The organism is Micromonospora sp. CPCC 206061 (assembly GCF_036906915.1).
Classification (GTDB): Bacteria; Actinomycetota; Actinomycetes; order Mycobacteriales; family Micromonosporaceae; genus Phytohabitans.
The window spans coordinates 237,770-252,464 of record NZ_JBAKHX010000004.1 but is presented as its reverse complement, the minus strand read 5'-3'; the positions used below and the strand labels follow the sequence as shown (position 1 = coordinate 252,464).

Sequence of the window (14,695 nt, the reverse complement as noted above, 5' to 3'; positions counted from 1 at the left end):
GAACCATGTCTGCCCCCGCCGCCACCCGCACTCAGGGCACCGCACTCGTCCTCGCTGGCATCCTGCTCGTCGCGGTCAACCTGCGCACCGCCATCACCAGCCTCGGCGCGCTGCTCGACGAGGTGCGCACCGGCCTACAGCTTTCCGGCGCGATGGCGGGCGTGGTCACGACGATGCCGACGATCGCGTTCGCGGCGTTCGGTGCGCTGACCCCGGTGCTGGTCCGCCGGTTCGCGCCGAGCCGAGTGCTCTTCGTCGCCATGATCGCGTTGGCGGCGGGCGAGGCGATCCGGGTCGTCACCGGCTCCACGGTCGTCTTCGTGGTGACCAGCGGGCTGGCCCTCGCCGGCATCGCGGTCGCCAACGTGCTGCTTCCCCTGCTGGTCAAGCAGCACTTTCCGGACCGAGTAGGGCTCGTCACCGGCGCATACACGGTCGCGCTGACCGCCGGCGCCACCGTGGCCGCCGCGTCGGCGGTACCGATCGCGGACGCGTTCGGCTCGTGGCGGGCTGGGCTCGGCGCGTGGACCGTGCTCGCGGCGGTCGCCGTGCTCCCCTGGCTGCCGATCGTGCGCCGCACGGCCGGTGCGCGGGCCGCCCTGCCCGCGCCGGCCAGCCGGATACAGCCGGGGCGCACCCGGGTCGGCTGGGCGATGGCGCTCTACTTCGGCACCCAGTCACTGAGCGGGTACGCGACGATGGGCTGGCTGGCGCAGCTTTTCCGGGACTCCGGGTACTCGCCGAGCACGGCTGGGCTGCTGCTGGCCGGGGTCACCGCGGTTGGAGTGCCGGTGGCGCTCGCCATGCCGACCCTGGCGACGAAGCTGCGGAGCCTGCGCCCGCTCGTGCTTACCCTCTCGGTCGCGATGATCGCGTCGTACGTGGGTCTGGCCCTGGCACCGCACGGTGGCGCGCTGTTCTGGGTGGTGTTGCTGGCGATCGGGCAGGGCGCGTTTCCGCTGGCGCTGGTCGCGATCGGGCTGCGCGCCCGCACCGCGGAGGGCACCGTTGCGCTGTCCGCGTTCACGCAGAGCACCGGTTACCTGATCGCCGCGCTGGGTCCGCTGCTGGTCGGCGCCCTGTACGAGGCGACCGCCGGCTGGACGGTACCGATCGCGCTGCTGATCGCGGCGGCGGTGGTCCAGACGGCGGCCGGCCTCGCGGTGGCGCGCCCCCGCTACGTGGAGGACCCGGCCGTTACGCCGTAGGGCTCGGAGTCGGCCGGAGCACCTCGCAGGCCTTGACCGCTTCGGCGATCTCGGTGTCTGCGGTGTTGTCCACCTGGGACAATTCGACACCCGCGGTCGGAGAGGCAGATGCGGTAGGCGGCCTCCGCCAGGCCGTCACCGCCGCCCGGGCCACCCTGGCCGCCAGTCGGGACTCATCGAAGGTGACGAAATTGTCATAGCCGGTTCCTACGCCGTTCCCAGGTAATTCCGAGCTAGCGACCGTAGAGATACTCCGTGACGTCCCGCCTGACCAAGGTCCTCGTCGTCGACGACGAGCCGAACATCTGCGCCCTCCTTTCCGCGACGCTGCGGCTCATCGAGTTCGAGGTACGGGTTGCCAACTGCGGCCAGGAGGCCCTGGTGGCCGCCGAGGAGTTTGAGCCGGACCTCGTCGTGCTCGACGTGATGCTGCCCGACCTCGACGGGTTCCAGGTCGCGCAGAAGCTGCGGTCCACCGGTGGTCCGGGCGTGCCGGTGCTCTTCCTCACCGCGCGGGACGCCGTCGAAGACCGGATCTCCGGCCTCACCGTCGGCGCCGACGACTACGTGACCAAGCCCTTCAGCCTCGAAGAGGTGGTGCTGCGCATCCGGGCCATCCTGCGCCGCAGCCGCATCGAGCCGGACGGCGAGCTGGACACGGGCGTGCTGCGCTACGCCGACCTGGAGCTCGACGAGGACGCGCACGAGGTACGCCGGGGCAACAAGCTGGTCGAACTGTCGCCGACCGAGTTCAACCTGCTGCGCTACCTGCTGGTGAACGCCGGCCGGGTGGTCAGCAAGGCACAGATCCTCGACCGGGTGTGGAGCTACGACTTCGGCGGCGACGGTCGGATCGTGGAGTCGTACGTCTACTACCTGCGCAAGAAGATCGACTGCTGGGAGCCGCCGTTGATCCACACCGTGCGTGGGGTCGGGTACGCCCTGCGCCTTCCCAAGTCGCAGGACGAATGAGGCTTCCCCGGTGGCGGCACTGGACGCTACGGTCGCGACTGGTTCTCGCGGTCGCGGTGCTGGCCGCGGTGGCGCTGGTCGTCGCGAACGCGGGCGGCGTGATCGTGCTGCGCCGGTACCTGACCGACTCGATCGACCAGCAGCTCAGGGTGATGGGCCGAGGCCCCGCGAAAGATGGGCGCTTCACCCCGCCGCCGCCGTTGCCCGGTTCCGAGTACTTCCCCCGCGGGCGGTTCGACCAGTACAAGACGCTGATCGTGTTCGACGGGACCGGCGTCCAGGTGCCGAAGCCCGAAAGCCCCGACATATCGCCACCGGCCCTCGAACCGTACGAGGAACTGGTGAAGCGCGCCGGAGGCAAGCCCTACACCGTCAGCTCGGCCGACGGCGAAAACTCCTGGCGGGTCCAGGTCGTGTTCCGCGGCGATGAACTGGTGGTCGCAGCGATATCGCTGCGGCAGGTCGACGCGACCGTCGACCTGCTGCTCACCATCGAGCTGGCCGTCATGGCGGCCGTGCTTCTGCTGCTGGGCCTCGTCGCCGCGTACGTCGTCCGAATAGGACTACGGCCGCTGACCCGCATGGAACGCACCTCCGCGCAGATCACGGCGGGTGACCTGTCCCGGCGGGTCGACGCCGACCCGCACACCGAGACCGGCCGGCTGGGCATCGCGCTCAACTCCATGCTCGACCGCATCGAGACCGAGGTGGCGGCGCGGACGACCTCCGAGCAGCGGCTGCGGCAGTTCGTCGCGGACGCGTCGCACGAACTGCGCACGCCGCTCACGTCGATCCGTGGCTTCGCCGAGCTGTACCGCCGGGGCGGCACACCGGCCGGGCCGGTGCTGGACGAGACCATGGCTCGAATCGAGTCCGAGGCGGCCCGGATGGGGCTGCTCGTCGAAGACCTACTGCTGCTCGCCAAGCTCGACAAGCAGCGGCAGGCGCAACGGCGCCCCGTCGACCTGCTGGCCATCGCCGCCGACACGATCCGCGACGCGTACGCCCGCCGGCCCGACCGGCCGGTGCGGCTCGCCGCGCTCGGTGCCGACGACGGGGCCTTCGAACCGGTCACCGTGCTCGGCGACGAGCACCGGCTCCGGCAGGTCGCCACCAACCTCGTGTCCAACGCGCTACAGCACACGCCGTCGCAGGCCGACATCACGGTGCGGGTGGGCAGGCTGGCGCGGCTCCAGCCCTGGTACAACCCGGCGGCGGCGGTCGGCGCGGAGTTGCCCTCCGCCGGTCCGGTCGCCGTGCTGGAGGTGGTCGACACCGGTCCGGGCGTACCCAGCACGCACGCCGAGCGGATCTTCGAACGGCTGTACCGGGCCGACCCCAGCCGCAACCGGCGCAACGGCGGCTCAGGGCTGGGACTGTCCATCGTGGCCGCGATCGTCAGCAACCACGGCGGCCGGGTCGAGCTTGACACGGCTCCCGGGCGCGGCTCGGCGTTCCGGGTGCTGCTGCCGACGGGTTCTCAGTCGCCCTCGAGCTAGCGCGGGGGTTGTTCCGAGCCGTCGCCATCAAGCTGCCGCCTATACGTCTACCGCGCGCTGTCTTCGTCGACACCGGGCTCGCCGTGGTATTAGCCGGCGGTGCGGTGTGGGCGCACACGTCGTTCAGCAGCGCCGAAGCGGCCGAATCCACCACCGACGAGAAAAGCTCGTCCAGCGGCTTCCAGGACGCCAACGATGTCGCAATTGCGCCACTCATCGCCGTGCAGCAGGCCCTGGTGGTCGTCCAGGGCCAGGCCGACAGCGCGGGTACTGTCACCGCCACCACTGTCACCGGGTCCAAATAGGACACCTTACGGTGGCCGCTTGCGGGCTGCGATCGACGAGGTACGCGTAGTAGCGTGACCCGTCATGCGTCCGCGCCGTCTGCTCGTCGTCGGACTGGTGTGCGCCGGGCTGACACTGGTCCTCATGGTGACCGTCGCGGTCTTCGCCTGGCGCGCCCTGACCGGCCCTGACATCGGGGCGGCCGCCGAAGGCCTGCGCGCCGCGCCGGCGGTCAAGCTCGCCGTCGTGTACGAGGCCCCCGACGGTCGCCGCATAACGGGCGACTTCGTGGTGACCGCCGACCGCTACGCCAGCGGCACCATCACCGACCCGACCGCCGGCCGCGCCGAACTGGTCGCCGGCCCCGGTGGGGTCGCCGTTCGCGGCGACGCCTCCTTCTGGTCCCGGCGGGCGCCACGACCACTCAAGCGCGCGGTGGGTCGCTGGATCAGGCCCGAGCCCGACATGGCGTACCCCCTCGACGTGGCGTCGGCGCTGAACCCGGACGCGCTGGCGGACCTCGTCGAATCGATCGGCCGGCGCGGCTCCGCCGACGACGCTGTGGACACGGTTGCCGGCCAGCGCGTCGTCACGGTCACCGCCGGCGACTGGACCGCCCTGGTCACCGCCGACAAGCCGCGCCGCCTCGTGTGGCTGGGCGGCCCTATCCGCGACCGCGCTCTCTCCAAACCCGTCGCCCTCGGCGCTTTTCAGCCCGCCGCGCTGCGTGCGCCGGCGCCTGCCGATCCGATCGCTCGGCCGCCGTACGCGGCGATCCTGCCCGAGCCCGCCACCGCGACGGCGGCCCAAGGGGTGCGCGAGGCCGTCGTCAAAGTCCTGCCCGACACGGCCTCGTCAGGGCCACCCGCGATCGCCGATCTCCCCGCCGCCCTGCCTGTCTTTCAGACTAAAATCAACTCAAGTGACTGCACGTCCCCGGTCTGCACCTGGTCGGTGACCGTGACCAATGTCGGCACCGCACCCGGCGACGCCACCGTCCACGCGTTCGCCACCCCAGGCATGAAAGCCCCGCAGTCGTTCCCGCTCGGCACGCTCGCTCCCGGCGCCGAGCTGACCACAGCGGTGATGCCCTTCGATAACCCGGCGCCACCCGCCCAGCGCGGCCAGCGAACCCAGGTCTTCGTCGACTACCTGGCATGGGTGCACAGCCCGACCCTGCACGGCGACGACACCGACGTGCTGCGCAGGCTGGGAACGCGCGGCATCGACCCCAACAAGGACCTGCCTCAGATCGATCCGGCGTTCCAGTCCACAGTGCTCCGCGCCGCCGACCTGATGACGAGGGACTTGAAACGCGGCCAAGACGAGAAGCTCCAGAAGGCCGTCGACGCAGTCCACGACGGGGTCAAGTTCGGCCTGCTCCCCGAGCTGAAAGTCATCGTCGACTCCGGCCGCCTCCTCAACCCCGAGGGCCTGACAAGGCGCCTTCCGCAGGCCGACATCAACACTCATCCAATCGCGGCTCAGCAGCCGGCTACCGACAAGATTGGCGTGCGGCGCGAGATCGAACAGACAGCCGAGATCCTTCGCCAAGACCGCCGTGCGAAGGTCATTCTTGATGGCTATCTTGAGGTGGACGGCACAAAGTACGGCGCCGACGTCCTCGATACAACGAATAAACGTGCTTATCAACTCAAGTCGGTGAGCAACAACAAGATTGCCCAGGCCATACGTGCTGCTGTTGGGCAGCTGAACGGATCTCGGGGTGTGGACGACCAGAGCGGCGTTCGCCAGATTGCTCCTCCCGGGTATGAGAAGATAGCGCTGATCTATGTCGAGCCCCGTAGTGGTCATTTTACTCAGAGCGAAACAATGCTTATCGCTCAATACCTGCGTAGTAGCCGCGATATCAGACTGTGCGAGGATGGCGTCGCAATGATCGACCAGTTGGTCATTGTGAACGCGCGCGGAATCCACAGGTGGTCGAAGGAGTCGTTCGGTGGCCTTGGCTTCCCCTGCTAACAACTGGAACAGCATCGATAGCAACGAGGTCTTCTGGTGGGAGGCCGTCTTCCCGTGGGCAGAGGCAGATCCCGAGTCGTTGCTGCAATGGCAGGAGGCTGTCCTGGCTGTCGGCGACCGCACCGGTATCTATCGCGTCGAATCGATCGATCGGATGGGATACAGGAGGCAGCGCGACGGCTATATCGGTGATTTTATCCGAGAGCATTCCGATCTGATCCCGAGAGAAGACCTCCATCTACCGCGTGGGTTCGTTTGCGACGTTCTGGACCCCAATATGCGAAACCCCGCAGTCGCGTGCACCATGTTGAGCTATGCGGATGAGAAGGGTGACGTAGCGGAAACGTGGGTGAGAGACATGGGCCAGTTGGCACACATGGTCGGCCACGAGTTCGGATATCCCTACCAGCCGCTGGAGATCGCTGCTGAGGGCGGCTCGGAGAGCCTACCCGGCCTGCAAAGGGTGTCGGTCATACTCGCTACGTCGACGGATATTTGGTTTCCTTGGAATTCGCCTATGGGGCGCGGCGGAGTGCCGCGGGACGAGCCGCTCGACAACCGGGTGTTGTCACGGCTCAACGGGGCGCGGCTGAACGCGTTTCTCGGCGAGGTGCGGGAGGCGACGCTCGCCGCGGGCGGCGCGTGGACGTGTGCGCCGTGGCGGGAGGAGCGGCAGGTGAACGAGTTCGGGGTGGTGTTGGACGCGCCCAAGCCTGCCCGGGTCTGACGCCGATCAAGGAAGTTTGCCACGATCAAGGGCAAACGCACGTGGAGAGAGATCAAAGCACGTGCGGTTGCCCTTGATCGACGGAAGCGGCGGGGCAGGGCGCGGGCGCAGCGGGCAGCGACGGACGTGGGAGTGGAGGACGGCGTGGGGCAGGTTGTCGGAGCGGTTGATCAAGGGACCACCAGTACGCGGTTCATGGTCTTTGATCACTCGGGGAACGTGGTCGGGCGGCACCAGCTCGAACACGAGCAGATTCTGCCCCGGGCCGGCTGGGTGGAGCACAATCCGCTGGAGATCTGGGAGCGTACGTCGGCCGTCATCGGTACCGTCATGAACGCCCACGGCCTGAGCGCGTCCGACCTGGTCGCGCTCGGCGTCACCAACCAGCGTGAGACGGCCGTGGTGTGGAACAGGCGCACCGGCCGGCCGTACTACAACGCGATCGTCTGGCAGGACACCCGTACCGATCAGATTGCCGCCGCTCTCGACCGCGACGGGCGCGGTGATGTCATCCGCGAGAAGGCCGGCCTGCCGCCGGCGACGTACTTCTCCGCCGGCAAGGTGCAGTGGATCCTGGAGAACGTCGACGGGGTCCGGGCGGCGGCCGAGCGCGGCGACGCGATCTTCGGCACCACGGACACCTGGCTGTTGTGGCACCTCACCGGTGGGGTCGACGGTGGCGTGCACGCCACAGATGTGACGAACGCCAGCCGCACCATGCTCATGAACCTGGAGACCCTGGATTGGGACGACGAGCTGCTGTCGTTCTTCGGCATTCCGCGGGCGATGCTGCCCGAGATCCGGCCCTCGTCCGATCCGAACCGTTTCGGGGTGACCCGGGCAGGCGGTCCGCTGGGTGGGGAGGTGCCGTTGACGGCAGACCTCGGCGACCAGCACGCCGCCACTGTCGGCCAGGTCTGCTTCGCCGAGGGCGAGGCGAAGAATACCTACGGCACGGGCAACTTCATGCTGCTGAACACTGGTACATCGATCGTGCGCTCGCGGTCCGGGCTGCTGACGACGGTCTGCTACAAGTTTGGCGACGAGCCACCGGTGTACGCGCTGGAGGGCTCTATCGCGGTGACCGGCTCGGCCGTGCAGTGGCTGCGCGACCAGCTCGGCATCATCAGCGGCGCGGCGCAGAGCGAGGCGCTGGCGGCGCAGGTCGAAGACAGCGGGGGCGTGTACTTCGTGCCGGCGTTCTCGGGGCTGTTCGCGCCCTACTGGCGCTCCGACGCGCGCGGGGTGATCGTGGGGCTGTCGCGGTACAACACGAACGCGCACCTGGCCCGGGCCACGCTGGAGGCGATCTGCTACCAGAGCCGCGATGTCACCGAGGCGATGGCCAAGGACTCCGGGGTGCGGCTCGACGTGCTCAAGGTGGACGGCGGGGTGACCGCCAACCGGCTGTGCATGCAGTTGCAGGCCGACATCCTCGGTGTGCCGGTGAGCCGGCCGGTGGTCGCGGAGACCACCGCGCTGGGCGCGGCGTACGCGGCCGGCCTGGCGGTGGGCTTCTGGAAGAACACCGACGAGCTGCGGCAGAACTGGAACGAGAGCGAGCGCTGGCAGCCGACCTGGTCGGAGGAGCGGCGGGCCGAGGGGTACACCAGGTGGAAGAAGGCCGTGGAGCGGACCCTGAACTGGATCGAGGTCGACTAGCCAAGCGACGTCGATCAAGGAGAAATGCATCGATCAAGGGCGAATGCACGTGGTTTGGAGATCAAAACACGTGCGTTTGCCCTTGATCGACGGCAAGAAGCGGGACCGGCGGGGCGGGTGGGACGGGCCGGGCGGGCCGGGGCGGGGCGGGGGGATTAGTCGGTTGCGGGCTCGGGGGCTATGGCCTCGGCGACCGTGGGGTAGGTCTGGAGGACCTCCACCAGGCCGCTCACCTCGAGGATGCGCAGCACGCCGCGCTGGGGAGCGGCGATGCGGACCTGGCCACCGGCCTCGTCGCAGCTGTTCTTCGCGCGGACGAAGACGGACAGTCCCGTCGAGTCACAGAACGACAGCTCGGACAGGTCGAAGACGAGCCGACTGCGGCCCTTGTCGAGCAGATCGCTGATCTGGTTCTGAAGCTGTGGCGCAGTAGCCATGTCGAGCTCTCCGCCGACCGCGACGACAACAACGTCACCGCGCTGCTCGGTACTTACCGTCAACGACATTCGCGACCTCCCGTACGGGATGAAAGGTACTCCACCCGTCCGGTACGCGCAGTAGAGGGGCGCAAAAGCGCCGTACATTGAGCTGGTGAGCGAGTCAGCGACCATCTTGGTGGCGGACGGGAGCGCCGCCAAGCGAGAGCTACTCGCCAACGTGCTCAGCCGGTCCGGATACGCGGTGATTGAGGCCCGAACCGGCGCGGAGGCGTTGGCCTGCCTCGATGCTGAGCACGTCGACCTGGTGGTGGTCGACGTCAAGCTGCCCGATAAGAGCGGGTTCGAGGTCTGCGAACGGATCAAGGAGGACCCGCGGCACGCCGCGCTGCCGGTGGTCCACGTGTCGGAGTACGCGGTCGACATGGCCGACCGGGCCAGCGGCGCCGACGCCTACCTCACGGAGCCGATCGACCCGGATGCGCTGATCGTCACCGTCCAGTCCGTCCTGCGGTACTGCCGGGCTCGGCAGCAGGCCGAAGGGCTCGCGGAGCGCCTTGGCCGGCTCGCCGACACCGCCCTCGCGATCAACCTGGCGCCGTCCGTCGCGCGGCTCGTCGAGGCCGCGGCCGCAGGCGCCGCGAAGATCTTCGACGGGCCGGTCGTGGCGACCGCCGAGACCGCCGACGGCGAATTGCTGGCGGCCGCGACCAATGGCCGAGACGCGTCCACCACCGTGCACCTGCGGAAGGCCGACCGCCGTCCGGCGCCGGTCGGCACGACCATCCGCGTGGACGAGCCGGCCGAGTGGCCGCTCGTTGCGTGGCCGGCCGGTGACACGGTGACGGTCGCGGTGGCGAGGCTGCGAGAAGACCGGCCGCCGGTCAGCGTCGCGGTGCCGACCAAGACCCAGATGCCCGGATACCCCGTGCTGCGGCAACTTTCGCAGGCGGTGGCCGTCGCGGCGGAGGCGCAGCGCTCGTACGACGAGGAACACCGGATAGCCCTGACCCTCCAGCGCAGCCTGCTGCAGCGGCGCCTGCCCGATGTGCCTGGTTGGGACTTCGCCGTGCGATACGAACCGGCAACCGCTGATACCGAGGTTGGCGGAGACTTCTACGAGCTCACGGTGATCGACGATCGGCTGCTGGTGGCGATCGGTGACGTGACCGGCCATTCGCTGCACGCCGCCACCGTGATGGCCGAGGTGCGGCACGCGGTCCGGGCGTACGCGGTGGACGGTCACGAGCCGGCCGCCGTGGTGGCACGGGTCGACACGCTGCTGCGCCGCCTGCTGCCGGGTGAGCTGGCCACGCTGTGCCTGTTGCTCATCGACCCGCGCAACGGCAGGGTCCGGATGGCAAGCGCCGGTCATCCGCCGCCGCTGGTCGCGGCTGGTCGCAGGATCGCGTACCGGGAACATCGCGCGCCGTTGCTGGGTGTGGCTGTCGACCGCCCCGACGACCTGCGATTCACGCTGCCGCGCGGCGGCACGCTGATCCTGTACACGGACGGCCTGATCGAGCGGCGCGACGCCGACATCGACGTCGGCCTGGCAGAGCTGGCCGGGGCGGCGACCCGGGTCGACGCCGACCTGGACCGCTTCTGCGAGCGGCTGGTCCGCGAACTGGCCGCGCCGGAGGTCCGCGACGACATCGCGGTTGTCGCCATCCGGCGTAACTGAGGGTCAGGGTTGACAGCGGCTATTCACTGGATGAATAGTTGCCGGCGTGTCCACGCCCCACGTCCTTCTCGGGCTGCTCGCTGACGGACCCAAACACGGGTACGACTTGAAGCGGGCGCACGACCTCAAGCTGCCGCGAGCCAAGCCGGTGGCGTTTGGGCAGGTCTACGCGACGCTCGGCCGGTTGGCGCGCGACGGGCTCGTCGTGCCGGCGGGCCAGGATCGGGACGCGGGGCCGGATCGCACGTCGTACGAGCTGACGGAGGACGGCCGCAAGGCGCTGATGGAGTGGATCGCGGCCGTGGAGGCACCGATGCCGCACCTCACCAGCGTGCTGCTCGCCAAGGTCGTCGTCACCCTGCTGGTCGGCGACGCGGACCAGGCCCGTGAGTACCTGGCCGCACAACGCGCGGCACACACCGCCCGCCTGCGGGAGCTGACCGGCGTGAAGACGGATCCGGACGCCACCCTCGGCGACGTGATCGCGGCCGACTTCGGCATCGCCCACCTCGACGCGGACCTGCGCTGGCTGCGAACCACGCTGGACCGGGTCGCCGACCTGCACGAAGAGGTGATCACCCGATGAGCTACCTGAGTGCCCGCGGCCTCGTCCGGTCGTACGGGCGGACGCCCGCCCTTCGCGGCGTCAACCTGGATGTCGAGGAGGGCGAGATCGTCGCCGTCACCGGCCCGTCCGGCTGCGGCAAGTCGACCCTGCTGCACTGCATGGCCGGCATCCTCCGGCCGGACGCCGGCGAGGTGACCTACCGGGAGCACCGCATCGACACCTGGTCGGAGGGAGCACGAGCGGCGCTTCGGCGCACCGAGTTCGGCGTGCTGTTCCAGTTCGGGCAGCTCGTGGCGGAGTTGACCGCCGCGGAGAACGTCGCGCTGCCGCTGCTTCTCGCCGGCACGGGGCGGCGAGAGGCGCGGACCGCGGCACTGTCCTGGCTGGACCGGCTCGGTGTCGCCGACCTCGCCGACCAGCGGCCGGGCGAGATGTCGGGCGGCCAGCAGCAGCGCTGCGCGGTCGCGCGGGCGCTCGTCACCGAGCCGCGGGTGCTCTTTTGCGACGAGCCGACGGGTGCGCTGGACTCGCTGGCCGGTGAGCAGGTGCTCGGCCACATCGTGCGGCTGGCCCGCGAGCAGCGCACCACGGTCGTGCTGGTCACGCACGACGTGCAGGTGGCGGCCTACGGGGACCGCGAGGTCATGCTCCGCGACGGCGTGGCCGATCCGACCGGCCTTGGCACCGTGGCGGCTCAGCCGTGAAGCCCTGGGCGCTGGTGCGGCTGGCACTCGCCGGCACCCGCAGCGACACGGCGCGGGTGGCGCTGACCGGCCTGTCCGCCGGTCTCGCCACGCTGGCGTACCTCGCCGCGCTGACCGTCGTCGCGATACCGACCGTGGAGGACAACGGCTCCAGGGTGAGTCCGCAGTACCGCCATGCTCTGATCGCGGAAGCCGGCCTCCGCCCGGGCGTCGTGGTGGTACTGGTGCTGCTCACCATCCCGGTGCTGGCCCTCGCGGGTCAGTGCGCGCTGCTCGGGGCGCCGTCGCGGGACCGCCGCCTGGCCGCGATCCGGCTCGCCGGCGGCAGCCCGGGCCAGGCGATCGCGATCGCCGCGACCGAGACCGGTCTGGCCAGCGTGCTGGGCACGGCGGCCGGGGTGGGCGCGTACTTCGGCGGCCGTGAGCTGCTGCACAGGCCGGGTGCCGACGGCAAGCTGCCGCTGCCCACCGACGTGGTGCCGCCAGCCTGGTGGATCGCCGCGGTGTGCCTGGGCATCCCGGCGGTCGCCATGCTCTTCGCGGTCCTACAGCTCCGGCGGGTCGTGGTCACGCCGTTCGGGGTGGTCCGGCGCGTGCGAGACCGGCCCCCGATGCCGTGGCCAGGCGTGCTGATCATCGTGGGCCTCGTCATCACGGCGTCGATCGTGCCGTTGTCGCGGCAGCTCGAAGGCGATACACCCGCGTTGCTCCTGGTACTGCTTTTCCTGGGACTGGCGTGCGCCACGGTCGGTGTCGTGGCGGGCACCGGCTGGATCTCATACAGGACGGGCTGGCTCATGCACCGCTTCGGTCGGCGGCCGGCGACCCTGCTGGCGGCACGGCGCCTGATGGCCGACCCGTGGAACGGCAGCCGCACGCTCGCCGGACTGCTCGCGTGCCTGGTCTTCGGCGGCGGGGCGGCGGGGGTGCGCTCGTCGTTCGCCACCGATTTCCAGGTGGAGCGGGAGGCGGCCGAGCGGTCCGCCCCCAGCGGCGTGACCATCGAACCGCGCGACACCGACTTCTACTTCGGAGCGTTCAACCTCATCAACATCGCGATCGCGGTCGGCCTGGTCATCGCCGCGGGCGGCTTGGTCGTCGCGCTCGCCGAGTCGATCGTGTCCCGCCGGCGGTCGTACGCCGCGCTCGTGGCGACCGGCGTGCCCCGATCCACGCTGGCGAAGGCTGTGATGTGGCAGTCGCTGACTCCGGCGGTACTGGGGATCGCGACCGCGCTAGCGGTTGGGGTGGGGCTGTCCCGGGGCCTGTTCGGCGACGCTTCCAGACAGGACAGCGTCGTGCGCGAGGTACCAGTACCCCTTGACGACCTGGCGCTGCTCGGCGCTGGCGCCGTGGTGGCGGTGCTCGCGGTCGTCGGAGCCGGCCTGCTCTTTCTGCGCGCGAGCACAGCGATCGAGGAGCTCAGAGTGTGACCCGGAGGCCGGCGGAGTTCTCGGTCTCGTGCAGTTCGAGCTCGGCGATCCGGCTGTCCGGCGGGATGTCGTAGACGACCACGCCGGCCACGCGGTTGCCCGGGTTGATCTCGTTGAGGAAGAGCTGCTGTTCCGGGTTGGCGAGGATGCCGGCGCCGCTGTCGGCGGCGAAGCGGGCCCCGTCCGGCCCGTACGCGCGCTGTAGCGTGTCGGCGAACGTGGCCGGCCGGCTCCCGACGTTGCTCACGGTGAGCTGGATCAGGCAGAACTGCCCCACGGCGGTCTGGTTGATGTACGGGTCGCCGACCTGGACGATGCCGCACTGCACGTCGTTGACGCGGAACTCCAGGCTGCCGTCCCGTCCTGCCTCGCCCAGCCCGACGGTGTCCACCCGCACGCGCACGACCCGTTCGTAGACGTCGTCGCCCCAGAGCAGCACCCCGGTGACCACGCCGGTGCCCGCGCCGCAGCACAGCACGGCCGCGGCCACGGCGGCGCCAGCGATGATGGCCAGCCGACCGCGCATCCGCCCGACCCCCCTTTGGGCGATTCTAGGCTTTTGTCGTGCGGGATAGCGGGCAATCTTGGCGGCATGGATCTGATCTCGATCGACGACGTGGAGGCGGCGGCCGTGAGCGTCGCCGGCGTCGCTGTCCGCACCCCGCTGCTGCCGTGCCGGTGGGACGACCAGCTTCTGCTCAAGCCCGAAAGCCTCCAGCCGGTCGGTTCCTTCAAGATCCGTGGTGCCACCCATGCGGTGGCGTCGGTGCCGGCGGAGCGCCGCTCGCGGGGCGTCGTCACGCACTCGTCGGGAAACCATGGCCAGGCGCTGGCCTACGCGGCCCGCGCGGCCGGCGCGCCGTGCATGGTCGTGATCCCGGAAATCGCACCCGCGGTCAAGATCGATCAGGTACGCGCGCTGGGCGCGACGGTCGTCCTGGTACCGCCCGCGCGGCGGCTGGCCGAGGCGGAACGGCTGGCCGCGGAGGGTGGAATGACCCTGATCCCGCCCTTCGACCACCGGGACGTGATCGCTGGGCAGGGCACGATCGGGCTGGAGATCGTCGCGGACCTGCCCGACGTCGATGTCGTGCTGGTACCCGTCGGCGGCGGTGGGCTCGCGTCAGGCATCGCCACAGCGGTCAAGGCGCTGCGACCTGAAGCCGCCGTGATCGGCGTCGAGCCGGAGTACGCGGCCGACGCGCGCGACTCGCTCGCGGCGGGTGAGCTGGTCACGTGGCCGGTCGAGCAGGCCTACCGGACAATCGCCGACGGGGTGCGGACCGGCCTGTCCGAGCTGACTCTCGCCCACCTGCGCGAGCGCCTCGACGGGATCGTGACCGTGAGCGAGGAGGAGATCCGGGCCGCGATGAGCCGCCTGGTGCGGGAGAGCCGGCTGGTCGTGGAGCCGAGCGGGGCGGTCGCCACAGCCGCGCACCTCTTCCGGCGGGCAGAGCTGCCGCCGGGTCGTACGGTCGCCGTCATCAGCGGCGGCAACGTCGACCCGGCCCTGCTCGTCAGCGTGATCTAGCC

Annotated in this window: 14 protein-coding genes; 12 read left to right on the top strand and 2 right to left on the bottom strand. The window is 70.1% G+C overall.

The annotated features are described in order from the left end of the window. The first annotated feature begins 5 nt into the window (after positions 1 to 5). The 7 genes from V6V89_RS05510 (at position 6) to glpK (ending at position 8,336) form a co-directional block, all read left to right on the top strand. Positions 6 to 1,208, top strand: coding sequence for a CynX/NimT family MFS transporter (locus tag V6V89_RS05510; protein WP_334617829.1), 1,203 nt, complete (start codon positions 6 to 8; stop codon positions 1,206 to 1,208). Positions 1,209 to 1,463: 255 nt separating this feature from the next. Continuing rightward, the gene (locus V6V89_RS05505; protein ID WP_334617828.1) at positions 1,464 to 2,180 is read left to right on the top strand and encodes a response regulator transcription factor; all 717 of its coding nucleotides are present in this window, start codon (positions 1,464 to 1,466) and stop codon (positions 2,178 to 2,180) included. Further along, positions 2,177 to 3,679, top strand: a complete 1,503-nt coding sequence (locus V6V89_RS05500; protein ID WP_334617827.1) for a sensor histidine kinase — start codon at positions 2,177 to 2,179, stop codon at positions 3,677 to 3,679. The genes V6V89_RS05505 and V6V89_RS05500 overlap by 4 nt, the downstream gene beginning before the upstream one ends. Before the next feature lie 8 nt (positions 3,680 to 3,687). Further along, positions 3,688 to 3,984 (top strand): hypothetical protein, encoded by a 297-nt coding sequence (locus V6V89_RS05495; protein ID WP_334617826.1) that lies wholly within the window; start codon positions 3,688 to 3,690, stop codon positions 3,982 to 3,984. A 127-nt stretch (positions 3,985 to 4,111) separates the two neighbouring features. Continuing rightward, positions 4,112 to 5,947 (top strand): hypothetical protein, encoded by a 1,836-nt coding sequence (locus tag V6V89_RS05490; RefSeq protein WP_334617825.1) that lies wholly within the window; start codon positions 4,112 to 4,114, stop codon positions 5,945 to 5,947. Next, positions 5,925 to 6,674, top strand: coding sequence for a hypothetical protein (locus V6V89_RS05485; protein ID WP_334617824.1), 750 nt, complete (start codon positions 5,925 to 5,927; stop codon positions 6,672 to 6,674). The genes V6V89_RS05490 and V6V89_RS05485 overlap by 23 nt, the downstream gene beginning before the upstream one ends. Before the next feature lie 144 nt (positions 6,675 to 6,818). Continuing rightward, complete coding sequence (gene glpK / locus V6V89_RS05480) at positions 6,819 to 8,336, top strand: glycerol kinase GlpK (protein ID WP_334617823.1); 1,518 nt, start codon at positions 6,819 to 6,821, stop codon at positions 8,334 to 8,336. A gap of 155 nt (positions 8,337 to 8,491) precedes the next feature. On the opposite strand, the gene V6V89_RS05475 is transcribed toward glpK, so the two are convergent. Next, the gene (locus V6V89_RS05475) at positions 8,492 to 8,842 is read right to left on the bottom strand and encodes an STAS domain-containing protein (protein ID WP_334617822.1); all 351 of its coding nucleotides are present in this window, start codon (positions 8,840 to 8,842) and stop codon (positions 8,492 to 8,494) included. 85 nt (positions 8,843 to 8,927) lie between these two features. Here V6V89_RS05475 and V6V89_RS05470 point away from each other — a divergent pair, with 85 nt between their 5' ends. The 4 genes from V6V89_RS05470 to V6V89_RS05455 are packed head-to-tail and all read left to right on the top strand — an operon-like array spanning position 8,928 to position 13,162. Continuing rightward, on the top strand, positions 8,928 to 10,457 hold the full coding sequence (locus V6V89_RS05470; protein ID WP_334617821.1) for a fused response regulator/phosphatase: 1,530 nt from the start codon (positions 8,928 to 8,930) through the stop codon (positions 10,455 to 10,457). A gap of 46 nt (positions 10,458 to 10,503) precedes the next feature. Further along, on the top strand, positions 10,504 to 11,043 hold the full coding sequence (locus tag V6V89_RS05465) for a PadR family transcriptional regulator (protein WP_334617820.1): 540 nt from the start codon (positions 10,504 to 10,506) through the stop codon (positions 11,041 to 11,043). Then, complete coding sequence (locus V6V89_RS05460) at positions 11,040 to 11,729, top strand: ABC transporter ATP-binding protein (protein WP_334617819.1); 690 nt, start codon at positions 11,040 to 11,042, stop codon at positions 11,727 to 11,729. Before V6V89_RS05465 ends, V6V89_RS05460 begins: the two co-directional genes overlap by 4 nt. Next, positions 11,726 to 13,162 carry an FtsX-like permease family protein gene (locus tag V6V89_RS05455; RefSeq protein ID WP_334617818.1) on the top strand — a complete coding sequence of 479 codons (1,437 nt, stop codon included), beginning with the start codon at positions 11,726 to 11,728 and terminating at the stop codon, positions 13,160 to 13,162. Before V6V89_RS05460 ends, V6V89_RS05455 begins: the two co-directional genes overlap by 4 nt. On the opposite strand, the gene V6V89_RS05450 is transcribed toward V6V89_RS05455, so the two are convergent. Then, positions 13,152 to 13,688, bottom strand: coding sequence for a DUF4352 domain-containing protein (locus V6V89_RS05450; protein ID WP_334617817.1), 537 nt, complete (start codon positions 13,686 to 13,688; stop codon positions 13,152 to 13,154). The genes V6V89_RS05455 and V6V89_RS05450 overlap by 11 nt on opposite strands. Positions 13,689 to 13,754: 66 nt before the next feature. On the opposite strand from V6V89_RS05450, the gene V6V89_RS05445 reads away from it, so the two are divergent. Then, complete coding sequence (locus tag V6V89_RS05445; RefSeq protein WP_334617816.1) at positions 13,755 to 14,693, top strand: threonine ammonia-lyase; 939 nt, start codon at positions 13,755 to 13,757, stop codon at positions 14,691 to 14,693. Positions 14,694 to 14,695: the final 2 nt, after the last annotated feature.